Source organism: Alphaproteobacteria bacterium (genome assembly GCA_030680745.1).
Lineage (GTDB): Bacteria > Pseudomonadota > Alphaproteobacteria > JAUXUR01 > JAUXUR01 > JAUXUR01.
The window spans coordinates 1-25,459 of sequence record JAUXUR010000053.1; the positions used below are offsets into that span (position 1 = coordinate 1).

18 protein-coding genes and 1 tRNA gene are annotated in these 25,459 nt (G+C 34.6%); 14 read left to right on the plus strand and 5 right to left on the minus strand.

Annotated features, from left to right (window positions below; genetic code table 11):
• Window positions 1-288 precede the first annotated feature (288 nt).
• Window positions 289-5,490: a hypothetical protein gene (locus Q8L85_05950; protein ID MDP1724228.1), complete on the plus strand. Its 5,202-nt coding sequence runs from the start codon at window positions 289-291 to the stop codon at window positions 5,488-5,490.
• Window positions 5,491-5,711: 221 nt separating this feature from the next.
• On the opposite strand, the gene Q8L85_05955 is transcribed toward Q8L85_05950, so the two are convergent.
• Entirely contained in the window at window positions 5,712-6,317 is a 606-nt protein-coding gene (locus Q8L85_05955) for a TetR/AcrR family transcriptional regulator (GenBank protein ID MDP1724229.1), read from the minus strand.
• Window positions 6,318-6,453: 136 nt separating this feature from the next.
• On the opposite strand from Q8L85_05955, the gene Q8L85_05960 reads away from it, so the two are divergent.
• From Q8L85_05960 to Q8L85_05975, 4 genes are all read left to right on the plus strand, one after another.
• A complete protein-coding gene (locus Q8L85_05960) occupies window positions 6,454-7,473 on the plus strand; it encodes an NAD(P)/FAD-dependent oxidoreductase (GenBank protein ID MDP1724230.1) in 1,020 nt (339 codons plus the stop codon).
• A gap of 76 nt (window positions 7,474-7,549) precedes the next feature.
• Window positions 7,550-7,624: transfer RNA gene (locus tag Q8L85_05965), tRNA-Phe, on the plus strand.
• 166 nt (window positions 7,625-7,790) lie between these two features.
• Entirely contained in the window at window positions 7,791-8,177 is a 387-nt protein-coding gene (rpoZ, locus tag Q8L85_05970; protein MDP1724231.1) for a DNA-directed RNA polymerase subunit omega, read from the plus strand.
• A 433-nt stretch (window positions 8,178-8,610) separates the two neighbouring features.
• Complete coding sequence (locus Q8L85_05975) at window positions 8,611-10,140, plus strand: hypothetical protein (GenBank protein MDP1724232.1); 1,530 nt, start codon at window positions 8,611-8,613, stop codon at window positions 10,138-10,140.
• Between the two features lie 142 nt (window positions 10,141-10,282).
• Here Q8L85_05975 and Q8L85_05980 read toward each other — a convergent pair whose 3' ends face one another.
• The 4 genes from Q8L85_05980 to Q8L85_05995 form a co-directional block, all read right to left on the minus strand.
• A complete protein-coding gene (locus tag Q8L85_05980) occupies window positions 10,283-10,699 on the minus strand; it encodes an EVE domain-containing protein (GenBank protein MDP1724233.1) in 417 nt (138 codons plus the stop codon).
• Between the two features lie 295 nt (window positions 10,700-10,994).
• Entirely contained in the window at window positions 10,995-12,260 is a 1,266-nt protein-coding gene (locus Q8L85_05985; protein MDP1724234.1) for a pitrilysin family protein, read from the minus strand.
• Window positions 12,257-13,744 (minus strand): carboxypeptidase M32, encoded by a 1,488-nt coding sequence (locus Q8L85_05990; protein ID MDP1724235.1) that lies wholly within the window; start codon window positions 13,742-13,744, stop codon window positions 12,257-12,259. The genes Q8L85_05985 and Q8L85_05990 overlap by 4 nt, the downstream gene beginning before the upstream one ends.
• A gap of 24 nt (window positions 13,745-13,768) precedes the next feature.
• Window positions 13,769-14,563 carry a YjbF family lipoprotein gene (locus Q8L85_05995; GenBank protein ID MDP1724236.1) on the minus strand — a complete coding sequence of 265 codons (795 nt, stop codon included), beginning with the start codon at window positions 14,561-14,563 and terminating at the stop codon, window positions 13,769-13,771.
• On the opposite strand from Q8L85_05995, the gene Q8L85_06000 reads away from it, so the two are divergent.
• The 9 genes from Q8L85_06000 to Q8L85_06040 all read left to right on the plus strand — a co-directional run.
• Window positions 14,538-15,191: an SLBB domain-containing protein gene (locus Q8L85_06000; protein ID MDP1724237.1), complete on the plus strand. Its 654-nt coding sequence runs from the start codon at window positions 14,538-14,540 to the stop codon at window positions 15,189-15,191. The genes Q8L85_05995 and Q8L85_06000 overlap by 26 nt on opposite strands.
• A 15-nt stretch (window positions 15,192-15,206) precedes the next feature.
• A complete protein-coding gene (locus Q8L85_06005) occupies window positions 15,207-16,253 on the plus strand; it encodes a glycosyltransferase family 4 protein (protein ID MDP1724238.1) in 1,047 nt (348 codons plus the stop codon).
• Window positions 16,250-16,975: a ComF family protein gene (locus tag Q8L85_06010; protein ID MDP1724239.1), complete on the plus strand. Its 726-nt coding sequence runs from the start codon at window positions 16,250-16,252 to the stop codon at window positions 16,973-16,975. Before Q8L85_06005 ends, Q8L85_06010 begins: the two co-directional genes overlap by 4 nt.
• Window positions 16,976-17,244: 269 nt before the next feature.
• Complete coding sequence (gene grxC / locus Q8L85_06015; GenBank protein MDP1724240.1) at window positions 17,245-17,502, plus strand: glutaredoxin 3; 258 nt, start codon at window positions 17,245-17,247, stop codon at window positions 17,500-17,502.
• Window positions 17,503-17,644: 142 nt separating this feature from the next.
• Window positions 17,645-18,613, plus strand: a complete 969-nt coding sequence (locus Q8L85_06020) for a hypothetical protein (protein MDP1724241.1) — start codon at window positions 17,645-17,647, stop codon at window positions 18,611-18,613.
• 244 nt (window positions 18,614-18,857) lie between these two features.
• A complete protein-coding gene (locus Q8L85_06025; protein ID MDP1724242.1) occupies window positions 18,858-19,169 on the plus strand; it encodes an ATP-dependent Clp protease adaptor ClpS in 312 nt (103 codons plus the stop codon).
• Between the two features lie 3 nt (window positions 19,170-19,172).
• On the plus strand, window positions 19,173-21,479 hold the full coding sequence (gene clpA / locus Q8L85_06030; protein ID MDP1724243.1) for an ATP-dependent Clp protease ATP-binding subunit ClpA: 2,307 nt from the start codon (window positions 19,173-19,175) through the stop codon (window positions 21,477-21,479).
• A 245-nt stretch (window positions 21,480-21,724) separates the two neighbouring features.
• A complete protein-coding gene (locus Q8L85_06035) occupies window positions 21,725-23,494 on the plus strand; it encodes a hypothetical protein (GenBank protein MDP1724244.1) in 1,770 nt (589 codons plus the stop codon).
• A gap of 686 nt (window positions 23,495-24,180) precedes the next feature.
• Window positions 24,181-25,459 (plus strand): hypothetical protein (locus Q8L85_06040; protein MDP1724245.1); only part of this gene is annotated, 1,279 nt, incomplete at its 3' end.

Sequence of the window (25,459 nt, forward strand, 5' to 3'; positions counted from 1 at the left end):
CTTCTTTATTTACTTTCTGGATCCCGCGAACAAGTCGCGGGACGTAGGAGGTGGAGTAAGCAATAGCCTAATATACTTATGGTAATGATATGGCTGCGAGGCGTAGCAGGGGGGCTGGATAGTTATGTTTTTTGGTTCAAAAAATTCATGAAACATATAAGCAGTTTTTGTTGAGAACGAAAATATTCGTTTTTGCGTATTAATCTTTTATTTTTTTGACAATAATAATACAATAGTATATTGTGCATATATTAATTTAATTCGTGTTTTCATTACAGGGAATTCAAAATGAAAAAATCATTACTCTTATCATTATCTAGCTTTCTTTTGTCTCAATATGTCAATGCGGTAGACGTGGACAATTTGGATGGTAAGAATTTTGCGACATTTAAAAATCAAAAAGGCTTTGAATTTCCATTGAGTTTGGATTTTTCAACAGAAAATAACCCTGAAAAATTAATCATCAATATTAACAATATTCCTTTTGAAATTGTTAATAACACTATAAAAATTAACAATAAAGGTAAAATTATAGTACCTGATGATTTTAAGATCGAAAAAAAAGATAATTATCTAGAAATTTTTACTAAAGATACAGGTAATAGTAAAAAAAGAAAAAGAAATAATAATGAGGATTCTCAATTTGAAAAGAGGCAAAAAATTGATAACAAAGATCTTATAAGTGATAATATAATTGACTTATCTGTGAAAAAAATCACTGAAACAGAATTATCGCCAGCATATATGCAAGCTTACTTTTTGGGGTTAAAACATGCAGCTGATCTTAAGGATAAATTTGATTTTTTAGATAAAGCGCTTAATGAAACAAGTGATCCTGTAATGCTACATATCGCTGAAGCAGAATTAGCATACATGTATTATTATGGCAGGGGACCAGCCGAAAATGATCCCAATAGATTGCAAAAGGCATTTGATTTATTGATGAATGTAGCTTCAAAATCATATGATCCTAAATCACAACAAGTTGCACAAACATTATTAGCCCATATGTATTTAAATGGTCGCGGACCTGCAGCAGATGATACGGATAGGTTCAAAAAAGCATTTTATTTGTATGATGAAGCCTCACGTAAAACATATGACCTTGAATTTCAACATAGTGCTGAAGTGAATTTAGCGCATATGTATTTGAAAGGTTTGGGGCCCGCATTAGAAGATCCAGATAGATTCAAAAAAGCATTTGAATTGTTTAAGATTGCAGCAAGTAAAACAAACAATAAAAACGCAGAAGATTTTGCTAAAATAAATTTGGCAGAGATGTATTTATATAAAGTCGGACCTGCAGCCGAAGACCCAAATAGATTAAAAAAAGTTCATGATTTATGTGTGACTATTAAACAAAAAAGAATTTTAACTTCTGAAGGAGCTATGGCCGATGCCTATTTGGCAGAGATGAGCTTGTTTGATATTGTTCCTGAATTGGATAAGGCAAATAGATTCAATAGGTTAAATGAAGTTTATGATTTTCTTAAATTTGATGCGATGTTTTATTTCATGAATCAACGTCAAAAGTCAATATCCGGCCATTTGTGTTTGACGTTATTTGGGATTATGCATTTAGATGCTTTTGGGTCTTTGGCAAATGATTCGGATAGATTAAAAAAAGCATTTGAATATCTAAATTTTGCATCAAAACAAGAAGATAATTTAAGGGCACAGCATCTTGCTGAAGTGCGATTAGCAGAGATGTATTTAAATAATCTGGGACCTGCAGCAAATGATCCTGATAGATTCCAAAAAGCATTCTATTTGCTTGATAATGCATCAAAAAAAACGGATCATCCTAGGGCATTACATAGAGCACAAACACTTTTAGCGAAGATGTATTTTTTGGACTCGGTGCCTGCACCAGAAGCTGTAGATGAATATAAAAAAGCATTTGATTTGTTCAAGATTGCCGTAGATAAAGAAGATGATCTGGGGGCGCAACAAATCGCCCAAGTATATTTAGCTGAGATGTATGATAATGATCAGCACTTTGATTTAAATTGTGATGATGGATACGAAAAAGCATTATTTTTATATGAAATTGCTTCAAAAAAGACTCATACCCTTGCAGCGCAACATATAGCTCAAACAAAATTAGCCATCCTAAAGATAAATAGTGAGTATTCGGATGATGATGAAAAATCCATATCATTACATAAAAGCAATATAGAAGAAGCGCTTAATTTGTTGAAGATTGCAGTTGATAAAGCAGATGATCTTGAATCACAGCATATTGCGCAAACTACTTTAGGAATATTGTATTTAAATGGTTCGGGGAGCACGATAGAAGATCCAAATAGATTAAAAAAGGCATATGATATACTTACTATTGCAGCAAATAAAACAGATAACGTTGATGTACAACTTGGCGCTCAAAATCAATTATTTTATGTGTATAGCAAAATAATTGAAGAAAAAAATGATCTTAAAATGGTGCATAAAGCTCAAACACAGTTAGCATTAATGTATTTAAATCGTCAAGTTTGGTGGGAACCTGATCAAGGTAGATTCCAAAAAGCATTTGATTTGTTAAAAATTGCCGCAGATAAAACCAATGATCCTGTAGCTGAACGTATTGCTGAAGTTAGATTAGCGGAGATGTTTTTATATGGCTGGGGTCCAGCCGCAAATGATCCTGATAGATTGTATAATGCATATCAAACATTTCATAGAGCTACAAAAAGAACGATGGATCTTGCATCACAACATCTTGCTGAAGTCCGATTAGCAGAGATGTATTTATATGGTTTGGGACCAGCCAAACATGTTTTGAGCAGATTTGAAATGGCATTAGAATTCTTGAATTTGGCTGTCAATAAAATACATAATCTTAAAGCGCAGCATATTGCTCAAACATTATTAGCAATGATGAATGTATATGGATGGGGGCCGGCCGCAAATGATCAAAATAGATTCGAAAAAGCATTTAATTTATTGAATGAAGCTGTAAATAAAACACATGATCTTAAATCACAGCATATAGGTCAAGTAGTATTAGCAAATATGTATTTTTATAATCAGGGTCCTGCAGCAAATGATCCGAATAGATTCCAAAAAGCATTTGATTTATTAGAAATTGCAGCAAAAAAAGAAGATTGCCCGAAAACACAACATATGGCTCAAACACGATTGGCAAATATGTATTTCAATGCTCAAGGTCCAGCCGCAAATGATCCGGATAGATTAAAAAAAGCATTTGATTTATTCAATATTGCTGTAAATAAAACAGATGATGATAAATCACAACATTATGCTCAAACACGTTTAGCATACATGTATTTACATAATCTGGGTCGGGCTAAAAATGATCCTTATAGATTGCAAGAGGCATTTAAATTGTTTAATAAAGCTGCAAATAAAACAAATGATCTTGTATCTCAACATATGGCTCAAATAGCGTTAGCGAGTATGTATTTTAAGAGTCAGATTCCTTTATTAAACGAGTTTGATAGACTTGAAAAAGTTTGTAATTTCTTTGTTGCTGCGGTCGCAAATCCTGGCATGTCGTCTTTAAATTGTGAACAATCGATCCAAAATTTATTACTAGAAATATGTAAATCCTCTGACCATAAATCAGCGTTGGAGATTGTATTTAAAAGACAGATTGCTAAAGAACCAGCAAATATGGATCTTAAGTTAATCGCTTATCTGATATTTGGTGTTTCCTTTCAAGAAGAATATAATCAATTCATGGTTCAGCATTGGGCAGCAATGGATAACAATCAAAAATTGGCACTTTGTCAGCGTTTGATTAATCGATTAGATAGTGAAAATACTCGTCTTCAAGAAGTATTGATTTTATTGGCACGTGAGGGTGGTAATCATAGTGATGCCGTATCCATTTATGCAGATTTATTTGTAAAACTGAAAAATTCTTATACGCACAATCCTTCTATATTTGCACTTAAAGTTGAAGGGGAAAATGAAGAAATTCTTCATTTTGCTATTAATCCAGATATATTTGATTATCTACCTGCAAGCCAAGTTGCTTTAGCTGATCTTGATGATGTTGATTTTATTCTGGGTGTTGATGTAGATCCAAAGCTAAAAGAAATCCGAAATAATCAGGATTTTAAAAAATACTTTGAAGCACCTTTTTCAGAAGAATCTATGATGATTCAAGCCATGGTTAAAAAGTTTAAAAAAATGGGTGAGAACGGACAAAAAAAATTAGCATTTTTAATGCATGATATGGCGCAATGTTCACAAGGTAAAAACCAAGCGATTTGGGATCATTATTCCATTGAATCGAAACCTCTTTGCTTTGCGGATCTTAAAAATGTTGCTGATTGGTTAATCCGTCTGCAACAATCAGATATAGATTTATCAAGTATTGGTAAATCGAAAAATCAATTAATAGTGCTCATTGGAAATATGCTCAAAAAAGAACATATCTTCCGTCAACATTTAACAGATCTTAAAACAGAAGAAGCGCAGCTTTTAAAAGCGTTATTGGGATCTGTTGTAGAAATTGAAAAAAATGATCGTATTGATTTAAAGGAAACTTTAAAATTAGCGCTTAGCATATTGGTAAAATTATCAAATTCTGAAGATTTCAACAAAAATCTTAGTGAATTATGCGAGGTACATGAAATTTATTTACCTGCGAATAAATTTGGGGATCAATTGTCTTCTGTGGCTATTGAAGACTTGATTCAAAAATTAAAGCCAAGTGATGTTGAGGGCTTAGGTGAATTTTCATTATTCCAGGAAGAAATGCGGATTTTTGCCAATAGTGAAGATTTTCAATCATTGTTACATAATTTTGATATCGAAGAGGGTGATAAATTTCGAGAATTAATACGTGGTTACGTGAGCAATGGCTGGTCCGTTGGTCTTCTGAAATTAATGGCATTAGCAAAAGAAAATACACTTAATGAGGCTGTTGTTGAAATTTATAAACATACCTCCATTGATAAGGATATGTCCTTATCGTGGATGGGGCTTAAAAAGCTATTGATAAAAGAATTGATTGACCTTAAACGTCAAAGTATCAATGCAATTGCTGAAGAATTAATGGGACGAACTTATAATGGCATACCACATGAAATTGGATATATTGAAGGTCTTATAGGGGGCGTGATTGGGTTGCGTCATGCGCATAAAGCGCCCAATTTTGATTTTAGTATGAAGCAATCAGCTGTAACAGCAAAATCCTTACAAGAAATTTTAGATCTATTTCATGAAAGTTTTACAGCAGATAAAGTCGTTAATCATGTTAAGGAAATGCTTAATCAGAACAAATTAAGCATCATTCATCCTGAAACAGGTATCAATATCATTTGGGAAATGATCGGTATTGCCGCGAAAGATCAATTGCTTGCAAAAGGCATTGATATAAAAAATATCGATGATCTTTTATATGATGATGCAGGCGTAAAAGAACTTGCACTGCCTTTATTGTTGGTTAAATTGGGCATATTACAAGAAGTTGGCGAGAATGGTCATCTGATTGTGGATAATAATATGATTATTGATTAGAAAATAGATTAGACTTCTTTCGAAACTCTACTATTGTGCCGAATTATAGTGCCTCTTAAAGTCAAGACCATTAAGTAGTTATTTCTGAGGAGAGGTTCGCCCTTTTTTCTATGTTAATTTGACCAATTATTAGTGTTGAGGGTATGTGTGATCACTTTTTTTAGTTATCCACATATCCATCAGCCTTAGAAAACGCTTGTTTTAAAATATTCGTTTTTAAGTTATTTTACTATATTTTTCAATCCATCAAAAAGAACATTAATGAGCATTGTTTCGTAGGATTTAAGTTGAGTCTCTTTATCTTCTTGACCAAAGGGATGATTGGAAATAAGAAACGGGGATGAGGGTGCTTGCATAATCATTAAAAGTGCTTGGCTTGGGTTAACATCAGATCGTATTTCTTTTATGATTTGAAACTGTATAATTGCTTTATGCCATGGTTCTAAAATGGATGAAGTGGGTGTGGTCATTAAGGGTGATTCTTTGTCTGCATCTTCCAATGCTTGCCAGCGAATTATTTTAACTAGATCACCATTATGCGCATAAATTTGGATGCGTTTTGAAATAATATAGGATAAAAAATCATAAAAATTATTTGTTGGTGTATTTGATATAATATCGTCTTCGAAGTATTCTTCGAATATGTTTATTTTGACTTCCTTCCATAATTCATCCTTGTTTTTAAAATAATGGTATATCAAGGCTTTTGGTACTTTTGCATCCGTTGCAATTTTGCTTATAGGGGCGCCAGCAAAACCTTTCGATAAAAAAATATCTTTGGCTGCTTTTAAAATCTGCTTTTTTTTGTTTTTAATCTCAATAGTCATAAAATCATCCTTTTTAAATTGGGTGTATATGTGTTTTAACAAAAATTGAACGTTCGGTCAACTTTTTTCTTGACATTGTTTTTGAATAGCCTTATATTGAGTGAACGTTCATTCTACATCTATTTAAGGAAACAAAATGATTTTAAATATACGCAATATACTAACAGCATTAATTTTGGGCATCGTAGCAACACCAGAATTAAAGGCAGAAGAAATAATACCAGTCGCCATTATTGGTGGCGGATGCGCAGGGTTAAGCGCTGCTATGGTAACGTCAGAACATGGTTTTAATACAATCATTTTTAATGGACCGATGCCTGGTGGAGATTTAAATGTAAAAACCGAAGTGGGTAATTGGCCTGGTATTACTTTTAATTGGGGTAATAATATTATTCCTAAGTTACTTAAACAAACAAATAAATTTGGTGCAAAAATTTTGCACGAAAGTGTTGTAAAAATTGATTGGGCACAGAAACCATTTTTATTGACAACAAATTATGGCAATGAATACAAAGCTAAAAAAATTCTTATTGCGACAGGTACGAAAGAGCGATTATTAGATGTACCGGGTGCTGCAGAAAATAGAATTAAGATTTTATATAATTCTGATATTCATAGAGATCTTAGGCAGTATAATAGTCAGGCAAGAGGTCAAAAAATTGCCATTATTGGGGGTGGCGTTGATGCGATAAAAAAAGCTTATTATGCTGTAAAAGCACGTGCTGCAGAGGTTCACCTATTTGTACGTGGTACTCAATTGAATTTACCGCCGTGGCGTAAAAAATTTATTAATAAGAAATCTGACATTATTAAAGTTCATTTTAATTATGATGTTTCTAAAATTGAATCCTTAGGTGAACGGACAACGCGTTTATATTTTAAAAATGGATCATTGAGTCCTTTTGATGCTGGCCTTGTTGTTGTTTCTGCAGGTCGTGTGCCGCGAAGTGATTTGTTTAAAGGGCATCTTGATTTGGATCAAAAAGATTTGATTAAAGTAACACAAAACACTCAACAAACAAGTGTGGATGGCGTTTATGCTGCTGGTGACGTCACGAATGTGTCTGGTCCTCAACCCCAAGCTGGTATTGCTGCTGGCGATGGTATGCGCGCTGGATATGCAATCGTTGATGCGCTTATATCTGAAAAAATGTAATATAAATGATTTTAGGGCTAGACAAGGCGTCTGAAATTCTTTATAAGCAAGGGAGTGATTTACATCACTTCTTGTTGCCCGGGTAGCTCAGTGGTAGAGCAGCGGACTGAAAATCCGCGTGTCGGTGGTTCAATCCCGCCCCCGGGCACCATGTATACACCTTTTTATTAATTAAGGTGTTATCCTTTATGTATCCTTCAGATGCACATTAATTATCATTTTGCTCTAAATCAAAACAGCTACAATCCATTTTTAATTTGCATTTTAGTCTAAAGTTTGTTAGAAACACTATACACTTATGAAATTAAAGGTAGATTATGGCACGCGTAACAGTTGAAGATTGTATCAAAATAGTTCCAAATCGTTTTACACTTTGTCTTGCTGCTGCTGAAAGAGCGCGCAATTTAGCCTCAGGTGCGGGTAAAACCATCGACGCGAATGATAAAAAGTCTACCGTTATTGCTTTGCGTGAAATTGCCGCAGGCACAGTTGATCCAGATGCTTTGATTGAAAAGGCGATTTCAGGGTCACAGCGTCATTTATCCAATGATCCAGATGAAGATGATGATGTTGTTTTTGACACCATGAAAACAATTGGTGCAGATGATCCTCAATTTAGAACAATCGCTGAACGTCAGGCGGGTGATTCGATTGCTATAAAAGATATCGATGAAGCTGATGACGATTTAGATGATGAAGAATAGAGGCTTATGGCCTCTTTTTCTATCAATTATTTGTTTTCGGATGAGTAGTGTTTGTTCAATCTACAGGACAAAAAATGAAATTGTTTCGGTTTTACCTCTCCCACAAGGGGAGAGGTAAAAAAAAATCTTTTTTTATAGTCTCTAATTAAAACTAAACAACTTTCAATTATAAAAAATTCATTTCTTTTCTTGTTATTTATTATTGTATAAAATTTAAAATTGTAGCACAGTAACTTTATTATTTAAATTATTAATGTTGTCGTGTTTTAAAAATTTTTAATGCTCAAATATAAAGAGCACATTTAATTTTAAGTATTTTTTGTTTTTATGACATAGACATTAAATAATTTGAGTGTATATGCAATAAATTAACTTTATATTAATTTATAAATTTTAAAATAATATTAAATGAACTGTCATTATGGAGAATAATATGTTAAATTTCAAAAAAAATTTTGTTTTTATGTTGCTTGCTTGTTGGCTATGCATCAACAATAGTAACGCTGAAAATATAAAATCTGGAATTTTAGGCCAAGGAGTCAATGAAGACACAATTAAATCATTTCTTGTTGACGAAGCTGATACATATTCAAATCTGTTTCGTGATGTGCCACATAATAATCGAGGCAAAATTAATCCTAATTGTCTTAATATAATACCAACAGAGGAAGGTGCCGCAAGTGAAGGCATATTTTTAGTTCAACTCAATCAAAATTGTGTGAATAATGCAATGCCTGATGAATGGAAAATAAAATATGTTATTAAAATAATAAATGAAGATGGCAAAAATGAAATTAAAAATCTAAAGTTTGTACAACAAAGTGATCTTTTTAGACAAATATCTTCACCAGAAAATAAAGATCTTCCACTTGTTGCCTTAGCTTTAGAACCTTTTTACACATTTGAAAAAGATGGTCGAATTAAATACTTGATTATACAGAAAGCTGCAAAAGGAAAAGATTTGTATAAAATCGTTATGGATGATTCTCCAGAACAAGTTAGGGACGCTTTTACTGAATTTGGTAGATCAACAGCAAAAATGCATCTTTTAAACATGAAAAAAAATACTTTATTAAGCAAACTAAATCCATCAATAATTGAAATTGAACCTGGTAGAGCTTATAGAACATTTATTCATGGAGATTCTCATTTACAAAATATTTTTTTTGACGCTGCTTCCAATCGAATCACGATGATTGATACTGAGTCATTTATAAAATCAATGCATCCAGATGTAGAACAAAGTGTTTATGCAGAAATAGCAGGAAGTATTTATTGGGATTTACTTAATATTTTTTATAAATCTGTTAGAGGGTTTAAATTTCTTGACAATGAGCATGCGACAAATCTACAACGTGTTAATGTACGTATTGCATATGAAAGCTTTTTTAGCGCATACATAAAAGCTTTTCCAGAAACAGAAAGAAAATTTATTTACCAATATATCAATTATCTTCTTCAAGATCGCTTAAAAAGTGAGGTGCCAGGGGATAATAAAATTCCTGCTGATCAAAAAGATCGATTTAAAAGATTATTAGAGAATGTGGCAAATTATCTTGATCTTAATAAAAATGATATAATGGCAGGTGATAATAGTGCGTCTGTAATTGTGAATAATAACAATAGATCAGCAGCGCCTGTAATAGCTAACGCTAATGGTTTACCGTCAGATTTTGATGCGCTCACATATTTGAATCGGTATCCAGATTTAGTAAACGCTAGTAGAAATTTGCCTCAAAATGATAAATTGGATTGGGCTAAAAATCACTATTTAAATCATGGGAAAAAAGAAGGTAGGCAATATACTAAGCCTCTGCCGGCTGCTAACAATGCTCCGGTAGTTCCTAATTCTAACAGGCCTGCAGCACCTGTGGCTAATTCTAACAATAGGCCTGCAGCGCCTGCAATAGCAGCTGCCCCTAGATTTTTTTATCCGGCATTGGGCGGAAAGAAATTTGAATAAGCTTTCTTTTACACTAACTCTTTAATCTGTATTCCCAGATAAGGGGTTCGTCGATTAAGCCTAACATCAAAACGAGCCGTCTTTTGATGTTAGGCAAAATTAATGAATTGTTAATAGATCTTAATATTTTCTTGTTTAAAATCTATTCAACTTTACTTAATGCAATGATTTTATCCCAAAGGTCTTTGGCGACGGGCATGACTGAAAGGCGCGAATGTTTGACCAAAGCAAGATCTTTGAACGTAGGATCTGCTTTTAGCTCTTTAAGGGTTACTTTATGTTTAAACCCTATTTGATAGGTAAAATCAACAACAACCCATGGATTTTTGTCGTCTTCAACAGTTGGATCTGAATAAAATTCTTTGGTGACTTGGACGATACCTTGAATGGCAGGATCTTTGATTGAGTGATAAAAAAAGGCGAGGTCTCCTTTTTTCATCGCTTTTAAATTATTACGCGCTTGGTAATTACGCACGCCATCCCACATGGTAGTGATATCTTGTTTCATTCTGTCCCAGGAATAGCTGCCTGGTTCTGTTTTAATAAGCCAATAAGCCATTTACTCTTCCTCTTTCAAACTGTGGGATTGAAGATGCGCACTCGATATGGGGCAACAATACCTTGCTTCCCTGAACAGGCGAGAAGCAAAGCTTCGAGCACGGATTCAGGGTCCAATTAACAATCATGATCGAAGATCATGACATGTTTTATATAATAGAGTCATGCTCTTACAAGCATGAATTTCGTTTTGGATCCTGAATCTACGTATGAAGCTTCGCTTCAACGAGTTCAGGAAAACAAGAGAGTTATATCAAACTGCGATAACGAATTTGCCCATAATCTGGGTATTTATATTAAAACTTCAACCTTTCTTGAATCTTATCATAATCCTCTACATGCTCAATGGCACCAAGTGCTGTGAACGTTAAAGGTGTTGATAAAATGTTTTTGGCAAGTTTCATAATGTCTTGAATAGTGACTTTATCAACTTCAGCAATAATTTCTTCCATGGATATATGGCGTTTCATCACAAGAAGATTTTGCGCTAATTGTTCGGATCGTGCATTCGTGCTTTCGCGCGACATGATAAGCGATGCTTTTAACTGATTTTTCGCGCGTTCAAGTTCAATATCTTGAATATTTTGGGTTGAAAGAAAAAGTTCCTCACTTAAAAGAGGCATTAATTTTTTGACATCTTTGGGACCAGTGCCTGCGTAAATACCAAAAACACCAATGTCACTATAGGTGCTTGAAAAACTGTAAATGGAATAAACAAGCCCATGTTTTTCACGAATGGTTTGGAATAGACGGGAAGACATGCCACCGCCTAAAATTGTTGAATAAAGTGCAAGGGTATAAAATTCGTCTGCATCAGCCTGGATGCCTTGAAATCCAAATAGAAGGTGGCTTTGTTCGTGATCTTTTTTTAGAAGATGATAGCCGCCTTTATAATTGGCTTTTTCAGAAATGGGTCTTGGGAATGATTTAAGATTTTTAAAGCGGTTTTGTATTTGGTCTAAAAAAACATCGTGGTTGATATTGCCTGCAGCGGTGACAATCATATTGTCAGCTGCATAATGATTTTTCATATAATGCGTAATATCATGACGCGTCAAAGCATTGACAGAATCAACTGATCCTAAAATTGACCATCCCATGGGTTGGTTTGGAAAAGCTGTTTCTTGAAAAAGATCAAAGACATAATCATCAGGTGTATCAAGTGTTTGACCAATTTCTTGAATGACGACCGATTTTTCTTTAAGTATGTCTTCTTCTGTAAAGGTCGAAAATTGTAAAATGTCAGACAAGATATCAACCGAAAGAGGCACATCTTTGGGCAGCACTTTTGTATAATAAGCGGTTGTTTCACGGGTTGTGTAGGCGTTCATATGACCACCCACTTCATCCATTGAAATCGCTATATCTTTGGCTGATCGGGTTTCAGTTCCTTTAAAGGCCATATGCTCTAAAAGGTGAGATATGCCTTTTTCAGGAATTGTTTCATCACGCGTGCCTGTGTTGACGTAGATACCTAATGAAACGGAATTGCTTTCGGGCATAAAATCTGTTGCAACTTTAAGCCCGTTATCGAGTGTCGTAATCTGAATGTGTTCTGTCATGCGTTTAAATAGCGTTTCTGTAAATGAGTTTTAAAAGCGTTTGCTGATAAAGGTTGCTTCGTTGCTTTTATTAATATCTCGTCTTGGCTTAAGAAAGAAGCTTTTTCGTGAATATTTTTACGAAGCCATTCTAATGTTGGTTTAAATTGGCCCTGTTCGATCTCTTTTTCCACATTTGCGTTTTGATCGCGTAAGCTTGCAAAAAGTTGTGCAGCAATGAGGGATCCCATTGTATAAGAAGGGAAATAGCCAATAAGACCTACTGGCCAGTGAATATCTTGCAAACAACCATTGGATAAAGAATCTGGTTTAATGCCCAAATATTTAACCATAAAATTGTCCCAAATATCAGGTAGATCAGCGATGTTATAGGTGCCGTCAATCAAGCCTTTTTCAATTTTGTAACGCATGATGATGTGGAGTGGATAGGTGACTTCGTCAGCTTCAACGCGAATAAAAGAAGGTTGTACTTGTCTATTGAGTCGAATTAAATTATCGACGTCCCAAGCAGGACCTTTGCCTTCAAAAATTTGTTTCAAATGCGGTGCTAAAAAGCTAACGAAATGGGGGTTGCGACCAATTTGTTTTTCATAAAACAAGGATTGGCTTTCATGGAGTCCCATGCCACGTGCTTGTCCCGCAAGTTGCGCTGACCAAGCATCAGGTAAACCTTGTTCATAAAGTGCATGACCTGTTTCATGGATGACACCATAAAGGGCGGACACAAAATCATTTTCGTCATAACGCGTTGTAATACGGACGTCATTGGTAGACCCACCGCAAAAAGGGTGCGTCGATATATCTAATCTTCCAAAATTTTTATCAAAGCCTAGGAAATCCATGATCTTAAGACCAAGTTCTTTTTGACGTTCAATAGGGAAGGGGCCTTGGAGCGCAATAGGTTTGGGCTCATTTTCTTGTTTATGAAGGACTTTTTGAAGAAAATCAGGCAAAAATGTTTCAAGATCATTGAAAATAAGATCAATTTTTTTGCAATTGCTACCTGGATCAAATTCATCAACAAGCGCTTCGTAAGGTGTGCAGCCTAATTTTTCAGCTTTGGCTTCACCCATTTGACGTGCAAGATCAAATATTTTCTTGAGGTTTGGAAGCAACATTTTGAAATTGTTTTGAGGTCTGGCTTCTCGCCACACCATATCTGTTTCGTTGGTGAGTTCGGTATATTCTTTTAATAAATTATCTTCAATGGCGTTTTGGTGAATGTAATATCTTTTAAGTTCGTTCAAATTTGCTTTTTGTTCTGCTGTTAAATTCTGTGATGATGCATTTTCAAGTGCTTCAGCAAAGCCTGAATCTTTAATTATTTGTTGAATCATGAGGTTAAGCATGGAGGATTGCTCGCCACGTAGGCTTGCAGCGCCTGTTGGCATCATGGTTGAGGCGTCCCAATTGAGAATGCCTAAAATATCTTTGATTGTATTAATTTTTTTTGATTTTTCTTCTAAAAAGGCATAGGCGCTCATGTTTTAATTCCTCACAAGAAATGTTTATGGTGCTACCCTTTTTAATACGTTTACCTCGATCGGGTCAAGCTTTGGGTGGAGATGCTGAATAGATTTCCACATAAAACCTGTTTTAGGGTCAACCCAATAAAAGTTTTCATAATGCCAGTTAATGTCTTTGACATGAACTTTTTCTGATATTTTGAGTGTATCATAATTCATTTCATAGATAATAATGGATTCGGGTTTGACAATCGAATAAGTCGCAATGGCTTTAAGATTTTGTTTAGCTTTACGATTAAGATCTAATTCGAATGTTCGTTGTAAAGGTTTTTTGATTGTATGTAATCCTGCTTTGAAAATATCATCTTGATATACCCGAACTATTTCAGAATGTGGGTAGGAAGATGAGAGATGAGCAAGCGGAACGTATTCTTCATACTTGAGCATTGCGAATTCCGAAATCTGACGACCACCACAGTTTGAAAGAGGAAGGGTATCCCGGAGTCCCCATAAATTGTGTTCTAGTCCATAGCTTCGAACAACACGACCATAACGCGTTACAAGCACTTCTTTTTCTGAACTATACCAAAAAAGTTGGTCATTAAGTATCTGACCTAAAATAATTAATGAAGGTGTGTTGGAGTGAATCTTGGCAGCCAAAGATGCATATGGTAGCTTTGAAATACTTTCGCGGGTGATTTGTGCTTTGTTGTTTTTAAAGAATGATTGTGGCGTATTTAAGTTTGTTTTGCTACAAGCGCTTAAAAGCACACCAGCACAAAATACAAAAATTATAGGAAATATTTTGGGAATGTTACGATTTAAGAAAATAAGCATTACAACCCTTTGGATGTTGGTATCAATAAGCAGTGTTTTAAAGGCTGAATTATGGGTAACACAACAAAATGGAATGACGCAAGAAGCCTCTGTTCATACAGACCTTATTGAAAAAAGTGTGGATTTAAAAAAGCAACAAATTCTGCTTGAGGGTGAAGTTGCTAAACCAGGTTTGTATCAATTTCAAAAAGGAACCACTTTGTCGAAGATATTGATTCAAGCAGGTGGTTTTACACCGATTGCTTATCCAATAGGCTCTATTTTTATACGTGATTTTAAAGACGGTCCTAAATTACGAGATCGTATGATTGTTGAGGCTGATTACGTACTGCTTCAAATAAAACCAGAACTTGATATACTCATTGAACCCGGCGATCAGTTAATTATTCCCAAACGCCCTAGCCATGTGTGGGTAAGTGGGGATGTGGTGGCGCCAAAAGCGATACAGTTTGAATCAGGGCTCAACGCCTATGATTATATAAAAAAATGCGGTGGATTGAAAAATCATAAAAGTGGTTCAGCATCTTATGTTGAAATGCCTAATGGAGAGATTCAAAAGTTAGCAATTGAATCATGGCATTATAAAAAGTTTATGATTTCACCAGGATCAAAAATTGTAGTTCAATAAATACAGGAAAATAAAATGAATTTGGCAGAATTTGGATTTAATTGTTTGTTTGGCTTAGGGATTTTTTTGCTTTCTGTAACAATTACGCGATTAATGATTCGCATTAATATTGTTGATAAACCGAATGAACGTTCATCGCATATTGTACCAACACCAAGAAGCGGCGGAGTTGCAATTGTTTTAAGTTTTACCTTGGGTGCTTTTATTGTTTTGTTTCTGGAATCTCGGTTTGATTTACCCATGCATCAATTTTTTGCCGTGATTGTAGGCGCCTTTTTTATGGCGTTTATTGCTTTCATTGATGATGTTAAAGGATTGCGACAAATCATTAAATTTTCAGGACAATTTTTGAGTATCATTGTTATTTTAGCGTCAGGGCTTTATTTTAAGCAACTCTCTTTTCCCTTTGCAAATCCAATTGAATTATCACCGATACTTGGTATGGCAATAACGCTTTGTTGGTTTTTGTTTTTTATGAATGCCTTTAATTTTATGGATGGATTAAATGGATTAGCGGGTGGTTCTGCTTTGGTTGCATCCATTTTTATGAGTATTTTAGGGTATTTGTCAGGTTTTTACGTTGTTTACATATTGTCGATGATTTTAGCTTTTGCTATCTTAGGGTTTTTGATTTTCAATTTTCCTAAAGGTAAAATCTTTTTAGGAGATACAGGTAGTCAATATGTGGCGCTTATATTGGCAGTGATTGGTGTAATTGCTTCACAAAGTACAATTGTTTTTGTGTCTGAAATGAGTGTACCATTTTTATTTTTTATTTTTGTCTTTGATGTAATTTTGACGATTATTAAACGGTTGATGAGACGTGAAAATATTTTTCAAGCACATAAATCACATTTATATCAAATGGTTAATCAATCAGGTTTTTCACATGTTTTTGTGACAATACTTCATTTAGGATTTATGATCATTGGTGGGTTAAGTGTTTTGTATTTATATCGGTATGGTCCTGAAAACACACTTAAAATATTTGCTATTTTATTCAGTATTGCTGTTGTTTATGCCGTTATTGTGCAACGTGTTTATGGTCGTAGCATAAAATGATATTCCAAGACATTGGAAACAAAATACTCAATATTTTTTTGCCACCCTTATGTTATGGATGTCAAAAACCGCTACTTGAGGCACAGAAACTTTGTGGTGAATGTTGGGTAAAATTGCAATTCATTAGGTCACCTTCTTGCGTGACTTGTGGCCTTGCCTTTGATGTGGATATGGGCGAAAACGCAGAATGTCTTTCATGTTTAGATGGAGATTTCCCCTTTGATTTAATGCGTTCTGTACTTAAATACGATGAATTTTCAAAAAAATTGATTATGCGCTTTAAGCATAATGATCGGACGGAATTATTGCCTCTTTTTATGGATTGGTTTGCACTTTACGTTAAAGATTTTAAAGATATTGATGTGATAATACCTGTACCTTTGCATTGGAAAAGGTTGTTCAAACGTAAATATAATCAGAGTGCATTATTGGCACAAAAATTATCCAAAAACATCAATTGTTCTTTTGATCCCTTTAGTTTAAAAAGGATTCATGCAACACAGCCGCAGCATGGGAATAAGCAAGAACGCGCTTTTAATATGAAGGGAGTTTTTGGGATTGCGAAAGAGGCTTCAAAAAAATTGAAGGGCAAAAACATCTTATTGATAGATGATGTCGTTACAACGGGGGCAACGATAAAAGCCTGTGCTGAAATTTTAAAAGAAAATGATGTACAAAAAGTTTTTGTATTATCAATAGCACGTGTTAATTTACCTCTGTAATTTTATGTTTTGCATCATTTAATCTGTTCAGGTTATGTGGCAAAGTCTAGAAAGACAGAGAACCGGAACGGAGTGTATTTTTCATACATGAGTATTTAAAGCTGCGGTCTGACGACGAATTTGCCCATAGGGTGGACAGATCAGGAAATATTGGGGGATATAGAATGGGAAGCAGTACACGCTTTACAGTAATTTCTGTAATTATAGCCGTTTTAATTGGCATTATAGCCTATAAGGTTGAACCATATTTTTCAAAAAAAGGAGTTACCGTGAGTAACGTTATTATTTATTCAACAGCGACGTGTCCATATTGTGTTAAAGCAAAACAACTTTTGACCTCTAAAAATGTTCAATTTACAGAATATTTTGTGGATAAAGATCTTGAAAAACGTGAAGAAATGTTAAAATTATCCGGTGGTCGAAGGACAGTGCCTCAAATTTTTATTAATGATAAACATATTGGTGGTTGTGACGATTTATATCAATTGGAATCAGATAAAAAATTGGATGATCTTTTGAAAAAGTAATCAATCTATATCAAAGCCGGATATACATATTGAAAATCCTTAGGATTTGCAAATTGTAATTTAGTTTTGAAAAAAGATCAATCCTTGATATTTTATTTCAATCTTCCTACAATTAGATAATACGACTTAATTGGAGGATAGAATGTTTAAAATTAATTTACTTTTTTACGCTCTTTTCGGTTCTTTTATATTAACGAATTCGTCTGTATTAGTGGCGCGTGATGCGGGTGATGAATCAAATAAAGAGGAAAAAATCCTTCTTTCTTTTGAAACGGTCGACAAAAAAAAAGAAAAAAGACATAACAAAAGAAGCCGTTACGATATTGTTCCTAATCCACTAGATATGAATAGTTTTTTTATTGTTGATCGATTAGAAAGCAAACGTAAACGTGTCAAAACATCGAATGTGCAAATGGAAGTTGTCGATCCATGGTTGAGTGATCAACGCTTTATAGGTGCTAAAGATAAAAGTGGGAATATGGTGACGACGACTAGAAGTAATCATAGTGTTGCAGCCGATTTAGGTTTGTTTGATCCTGCAGAATTGCATGCAATCAATACAGAAATTGCAGAATTGCGCTATAATTTATATCGACAATTTCATCAAAATTATGTTCAACAAGCAGGTGGCAAATTTAAATTTAATGGGGCAGAAGGTATTTACACTAAATTTAAAGATATGCGCTCTGAAGAAGAATTGCATGATGGTTTTTATGAAGGCATGAATTTAACGCAAGCAGGATTCTATGAAAAAATGAATATAGGTCGTGATGATCTTATTCAATTAATGGAAAAAAGTGGTCAATTACTTCTTCAAGTACAACCACATTTAAATATGAGTGCTTTTGCTAAAGCGCTTTATACTCGAAGAACTAAAGAATTTCAAGAGGTTGCAAATTTATACGTTGGTGATGGGAATGATGAAATTTCCTTTAACGGTTTTTTAGAGCAGCTTGATAGAACAGACGCTTTTTTAGAAAATGCACGTCAAGTCTTTCAATCAATTTTGTCCTTGGAAACCCTTGAGGTTATTAAACAAAAACCAGTTGTCAATGCGGATGGGTCAAATAAATTTGTACCTATTGCGATGAAAACAGGGTTAGATCGTTAATTCACGACCTTGTTGAAAAGCCTGGCTTATAACACCAGGCTTTTTTTTATTAGACTTTCTTCGAAACGCGCTGCTGTGAGGCGAGTGATAGAAGATTTGGCACGGAAGACCGGAATGTATCCTTATATACATGAGGATCTGAGTACCAAAACGACGCATCAATCGTCCTCAGCAGTAGTGTTTGGAAGAAAGTGTATTGGTAATTTTATGAAAAGCCATTACATTATCTGAGAAGAGGATGAATATGGTTACACAACGAAAAGATCAATCTTCCGTTATGGTGGAAGAACGCGTTAAAACACGAAAACCTAAATTATATAAGGTTATTCTTCATAATGATGATTTTACCACCATGGATTTTGTCGTTTATATTTTAAAAACAATTTTTCATAAAGCACATGCTGATGCTATTCAGTTAATGCTTGATATTCATCAAAAAAAATCTGCTGTTTGTGGTATATATCCTAAGGATATTGCTGATACAAAGTCTCAAGAAGTGATTCGTTTGGCCCGTTTAAATGATTTTCCATTGCTTTGTACTGTTGAAAAGGAATGAAAGATGCTGTCGCATTATTTAGAAGAAACAATTAATCGCGCTTTTTTATACGCAAACGAATATCGTCATGAATATGCAACGCTTGAGCATCTTCTTCTATCGTTATTGGATGATCCAGATGCTAAAGAAGTTTTAGAAGGCTTAAGTCTTGATATCAAAAAATTCAAAGAAGAATTATCGATCTATTTAGCAGACTTACCCATTTCGATGAGTGATCAGCCGAAAGAAGTCCCAAAGCCAAGTGCGGGATTACAGCGTGTTATTCAACGCGCTCTTGTTCATGTTCAATCATCCGGTATTAAAGAAGCGACGGGTGCAACAGTGCTTGTTGCTTTATTCGCCGAGCATGAGTCAGATGCGGTTGGTTTTTTAGTGGATCATGATATTGCACGTTTAGATGTGCTTAATTATATTGCGCATGGCATTTCAAAACAATTACAGTCTTTTTTGCCAGGCAAAACGGATAAAGAAGCACCTAAACCAACACAAGATGCAAAAAAAGAAAAAAAATCAGCACTTGAAGATTTTTGTAGAAATCTAAATGAACTCGCTAAAATTGGTAAAATCGATCCGTTGATTGGTCGCACGCTAGAGATTGAACGTTCTATACAAATTTTATGTAGGCGCAACAAAAACAATCCCCTTTTCGTAGGTGATCCAGGTGTTGGTAAAACAGCCATTGCTTATGGATTGGCAAAATTAATTGCTGAGGGTCAAGTTCCTGATGCTTTAAAAGAAGCGGTGATTTTTTCGCTTGATTTGGGTGCTTTATTGGCAGGCACGCGTTATCGTGGTGATTTTGAAGAAAGATTGAAGCAAGTTTTAGTGGAGCTGCAACAGCATAAATTTCCTATTTTATTTATTGATGAAATTCATACCATTATTGGTGCTGGGGCAACCCATGGCGGAGGTATGGATGCGTCGAATCTTTTGAAACCTGCGCTTGCGAATGGTGAGTTGCGTTGTATGGGTTCAACGACTTATAAAGATTATAAAGCCTCGTTTGAAAAAGATCATGCTTTTGCCCGTCGCTTCCAAAAAGTAGATATTTTAGAACCAACAGCACTTGAAACAATTAAAATTTTGGAAGGCTTAAAATCAGCTTACGAAGATTATCATCATGTAAAATTTACCGATGATGCTTTGGAAGCAGCCGTTCTTTTATCGCAACGTCATTTATCCGATCGAAAATTGCCTGATAAAGCGATTGATGTTATTGACGAAACAGCGTCACATCAAAAGATTTTTGGGGACATTTCAAAAAAAATTGATGTCAAAGAAATCGAAATGGTCATTGCCAAAATGGCCCGTATCCCTGAACGCAGCGTGACTAAAAATGATCGCTCGCTGTTGAAGGATCTGTCGAAAAATCTTAAACATGTTATTTATGGACAAGAAGATGCGATTAAAGTTTTGGTGGATGCCTATAAACTTGCGCGTGCTGGATTACGGGATCCTCAAAAACCTATCGGATCCTATTTGCTAACGGGACCAACAGGCGTTGGTAAAACTGAGCTTGCACGTCAATTTGCACGTCTTTTAGGGATTGAGATTATCCGTTTTGACATGTCCGAATATATGGAAAAACATTCCGTTTCGCGCCTTATTGGGGCGCCTCCAGGATATGTAGGTTTTGATCAAGGGGGACTTTTAACAGATGCAGTTGATAAACATCCACATTGCGTTGTTTTATTAGATGAAATCGAGAAAGCACATCCTGATTTGTTTAATATTTTACTTCAAGTGATGGATTACGGCAAATTAACCGATCATACAGGCAAAAATGTTGATTTCAGAAATGTCATATTGGTGATGACAACCAATGCAGGCGCTGAGGAGCTTTCAAGGCGCGCTATAGGTTTTGGTCAAAGTGTTCGAATGGGTGATGATGAGGAAGCAATAAAAAGGCTTTTCACGCCTGAATTTAGAAATCGTCTTGATTCAATCATTCGTTTCAAAGGGTTGAGTGCTGAAATTGTTTTAAAAGTTGTTGATAAATTTATTATGGAGCTTGAAGTTCAGCTTTCAGAAAAAAATATTACGATTCGTTTGACTGAGGAAGCTAAAAACTGGTTATGCCAAAAAGGCTATGACCCACTTTATGGTGCTAGACCTATGGCGCGTATTATTGCCGATCATGTTAAAAAACCAATGGCTGAAGAAATTCTTTTTGGTGGTCTTCAAAAAGGCGGCATCGCAGAATTTGTCAAAGAAGGCGATGGTCTGGTTTTAAAGGTGATACCGTTTAAAAAAGCAGTAAATCTTAAGAAATCAAAAGAGAGTAAATCTGAAAATGAAAAAGTATTTTAGATAATATATTGCAAGATTTCTTATATTAAATGATTTTAAAGTAAAAAATATTTAACATAAGTATATATTGTAGCTTTTTTTTAAAAGAGTAAGGATTAAAGATAAGTATTGCAATTAAAGAAAGAATGCAATAAAATATATTTTCGAAATATTTCAAAAAAACTAAATATTGAGTGGTTTTATGGAATGACGTAAAAAATAAACATGACATGTAATTTATTATAATTTAAAAGAGGGTTATTGAAATGAAAAGACACTTATTAATGAGCGTTATTGCGTTTAATCTTGTGTTGTCGCACGCGCATGCTTTTACTGAGGAAGACTTTGCGCAAGCAAAGGCTAAGCTGATGGAACAATATAAAGCTGAAGGTTTTGGTGACGAGGACATTGCTTTTATCATGACAGATGACGTGATTGAGGAAGAAGCAGAACGTGTAGAGCAACAACGTGAAGAAGAACAAAGGCGTTTAGAGTATGAACGCGAAGAAGCTGAAGAAGAGCAAAGACATACAGAATATGAACGTGAAGAAGCTGAATATCGAGCACGTCAAAAGAAAGAGGAACGCTGGGAACGATATTTTGAGGAATTTAGAGCAAATGAACAGATTGATGATGAAATTTTGCATCTTAAGCGTGCTGCAATGGGGATTTTGAATCGTCAGGACTTATCGTATGAAGGTGCGATTGCGATTGTAGAAGGTCAAAATTTTGATATTGAGCAATTCGTTAAAGTAGAAAATGCAAAGGAAGATGCAATCTGGACCATGCTAGGTCAAGATATTTCACGTGAAGAAGCGATTAAGCGTGTGAGTGCACCAGGATTTGATGTTTTTGAATTCAATAGAATAGAAGAAAAAAGACGTAATGTATATTGGATTTTGTTGTGTCAAAATAAGTCATCAGAAGAAGCGAAAGCGATTGTGAATGAAGATGCTTTTGATGTTGATGAATTTTTAAGAATAGATCAAGAAAGACAAGATTTAGAAAGAAAAAAAGATCAAATAATTTGGGAGTTAAAATATCATCAAGGAATGTCGCAAGAAGATGCGCGTGAATTTGTAAATAGACCAGATTTTGATATTTTTGAATATGAAAAACAACGACAAGAAAAGCGTGAAAAAGATCGTGCAATTGGGGTTTTGATTAATCAGCAAGATATGAGTGAAGAACAGGCACTTGAATTTGTAAGTCGGCCAGGTTTTGATGTTGTTAAATTCAACGAGGAAGCAGAAGAAAGACGAGAGTTAGAACGCAAAAAAAATCAAGCAATTGAGATTTTAGAACATCAAGGTTATTCTTACGATGATGCTTGTAAACGTATTCAAGATGCAGATTTTGATATTGTTGAATTTGTTAAGAAAGAGGAATCAAGATTTTCTGTAATTCAAGATAGAATTAAATATTTTGTGGAGATAGAAAAATTAAGAGAAGAACTTGCTGTCGAGCGAGCACTTAATGAATTAGGGACAGATTACGATAGAAAAAATTGGTTTAATCAGAAAAAATCGGACATGCCTTTTGAATTTGATCCTATGACATATCTTTATTTGCATAAAGACTTAATGGCTGCTGCTAAGATGCATGAATCAGAAGAAAAAAGAATCGAATTTGCAATAAATCATTATTTTTTACAGGGGAAACATGAAGAACGCGACTACTTATTGCCTGATGGTTTTGATCCTGTTAAGTATCTTAAAAAATATGATGATCTGCGCGCTGAGGCCGATAAGATGAATTCTGAAGATGATAAAATAGTATTTGCTATATCCCATTATTTAAAGCATGGAATAAATGAAGGAAGATTTATTGACGATGAGGAGTCTGATGATGAGGAGTCTGATGATGACGAACGCAATCCGTTATTAGTAGGGTTTGATCCTGTTAAATATTTAAAGAAGTATCCAGATCTTACTAAGTATGCTGATGAGAAGATGAATTCTGATGATGAGAAAATAACATTTGCTATATCCCATTATTTAAATCATGGAATAAGTGAAGGAAGAAATTCTAATTAAAAAAAAGCGTTTTTTTATAGTTTCGTAATGAAAAGGCCTTCTGCAGAAGGGGGCCTTTTTTGTTTAATGTTTTTTTAAGGTAGATAGCATAATTAGAGTAATGTCTGAAAATTAATTCATTAGATCTTAATTCATGAAAATCTAATTTTTTTAATAAGCTCTATATTTTAGGGCTAGATGTGTTGAGTCAAATTCTGCGCTTAAGGTTTATATTTTTTAACCAATTTACGAATTGTTTAATTAAATGTTTTTCAAGTCCATTTTTTTATAATCCGAGTCAGTGTTATCATGAATTATACTAAAAAACCAATGGCCGAAGAAATTTTTTTGGGGTCTTCAAAAAGGCGGCATCGCAGAATTTGTCAAAGAGGGTGATGGTTTGGTTTTAAAGGTGATACCGTTAAAAAAAACAGTTATATCTAAAAAAATAAAAGAAAATAAGATTGAAGGTGAAAAAGTAAATTAATTGATATCTACTATTTTACCCTGAATCATTTAGATGTAAAAGTAGCAAGTAAATAAATAAAAAACTTTTTTACTTTATTTATTTAAATTCAAATAAATAGTATTGACATTCAGTTAAATTTAATATATTTATGTATGTGTCAACTTAAGAGATGTATAAAATTCTTTTTTAGGTTGAAATAGTAAGTTAATTTATTATAATTTGAAGGGAATACATTAAAATGAAGAAACATTTATTAATTAGCTTTATTTCATTTAATCTTTTGTTGTCGCAAGCAAATGCTTTTACACCAGAGGAGATGGCACAAGCAGAAAAAAGTTTGCTGAAACCTCATCAACTTAAGATTAGCCGTCCTATTTTTCTTTACAATGAAATTGAGGCTGAAGCTCAAAGATTGCATGATATCGCAATGCAAAAATTACATGAACAAGAAATGCGTGATTTGGAAATTCAATTAGAAATTCAAAAAGAAAAAGCAATTAATAATTTATGTAGTCAGGGTTACTCCAAAGAAGATGCTATTGCGCGTATTAATGTTGAAGGTTTTGATGTTGTTGACTTTAACAAGAAATGTGAAGCTGAAAGAGTAAGACAGGCAGAGGAACTTGAAGCTATACGAGCTGAATCTGTGAGATTGGCAGAGGAATGGGCTGCAGAAAATGCGAGATTGGCAGAGGAATGGGCTGCAGAGAGTGCGAGACTGGCAGAGGAATCTGCTGCAGAGGAAGCGGAATGGGCTGCAGAAGAAGCAAGACAGAAAGAGGAGCATGCAGCAGAGGAAGCAAGATGGGAAGTAGAACGTGCTGCAGAGGAGGCACAACGTGCTGAAGAAGAGGCACGACGTGCTGAAGAGGCAGCTAGATGGAAAGCTAAAGGTGATGCGGCAAAAGCTAGATGGGAAGCAGAACTTGCAGCAGAAAGTGCTGCTAAGCAAGTAAGGACCCAGAAAGTTGATGCGTTGATGGCTACTGGTATGCTTTGGCTTGATGCTTTACAATATGTTGATACAAAACCAGATCTTGATGTTGATGCGCTCTTGAAGCAACGTAATGAAGAAATAGCGGCGTGCCAAAGAATAGAGGCGTTAAGGCAGATGTTATCAGAGTATGACTTTGACGATTGCAGGATCGATGTGATTTTGAATGATTCAGAGTTTAATCCTTCTGATCTTTCAGATTTAGGACGCGAAAAATTAAAAGTACTAAATCACTTGATGCATCAAGATCATTCCTACAATCAAGCTATTGATTTTGTAAAAGCTTCAAATTTTGATGCTGAAGGATTTTTTAGAGCAGAAGAGGAAAAGCGAGAAGCAGAGAGAGCAGAGTGGGAAGCGAAATGTGCTGCAGAAGAAGCGGAAGAAATGCGTCAAGCGATCGAAACGATGAGAACTAAAGGCTTAACTGTAGAAGAGGTAAATGCGGTTTTAGCGGATGAAGACTTTGATCCTTATCAATACAATAGACATGAGCGTGAACGTTTGGAGGATGAATTATGGG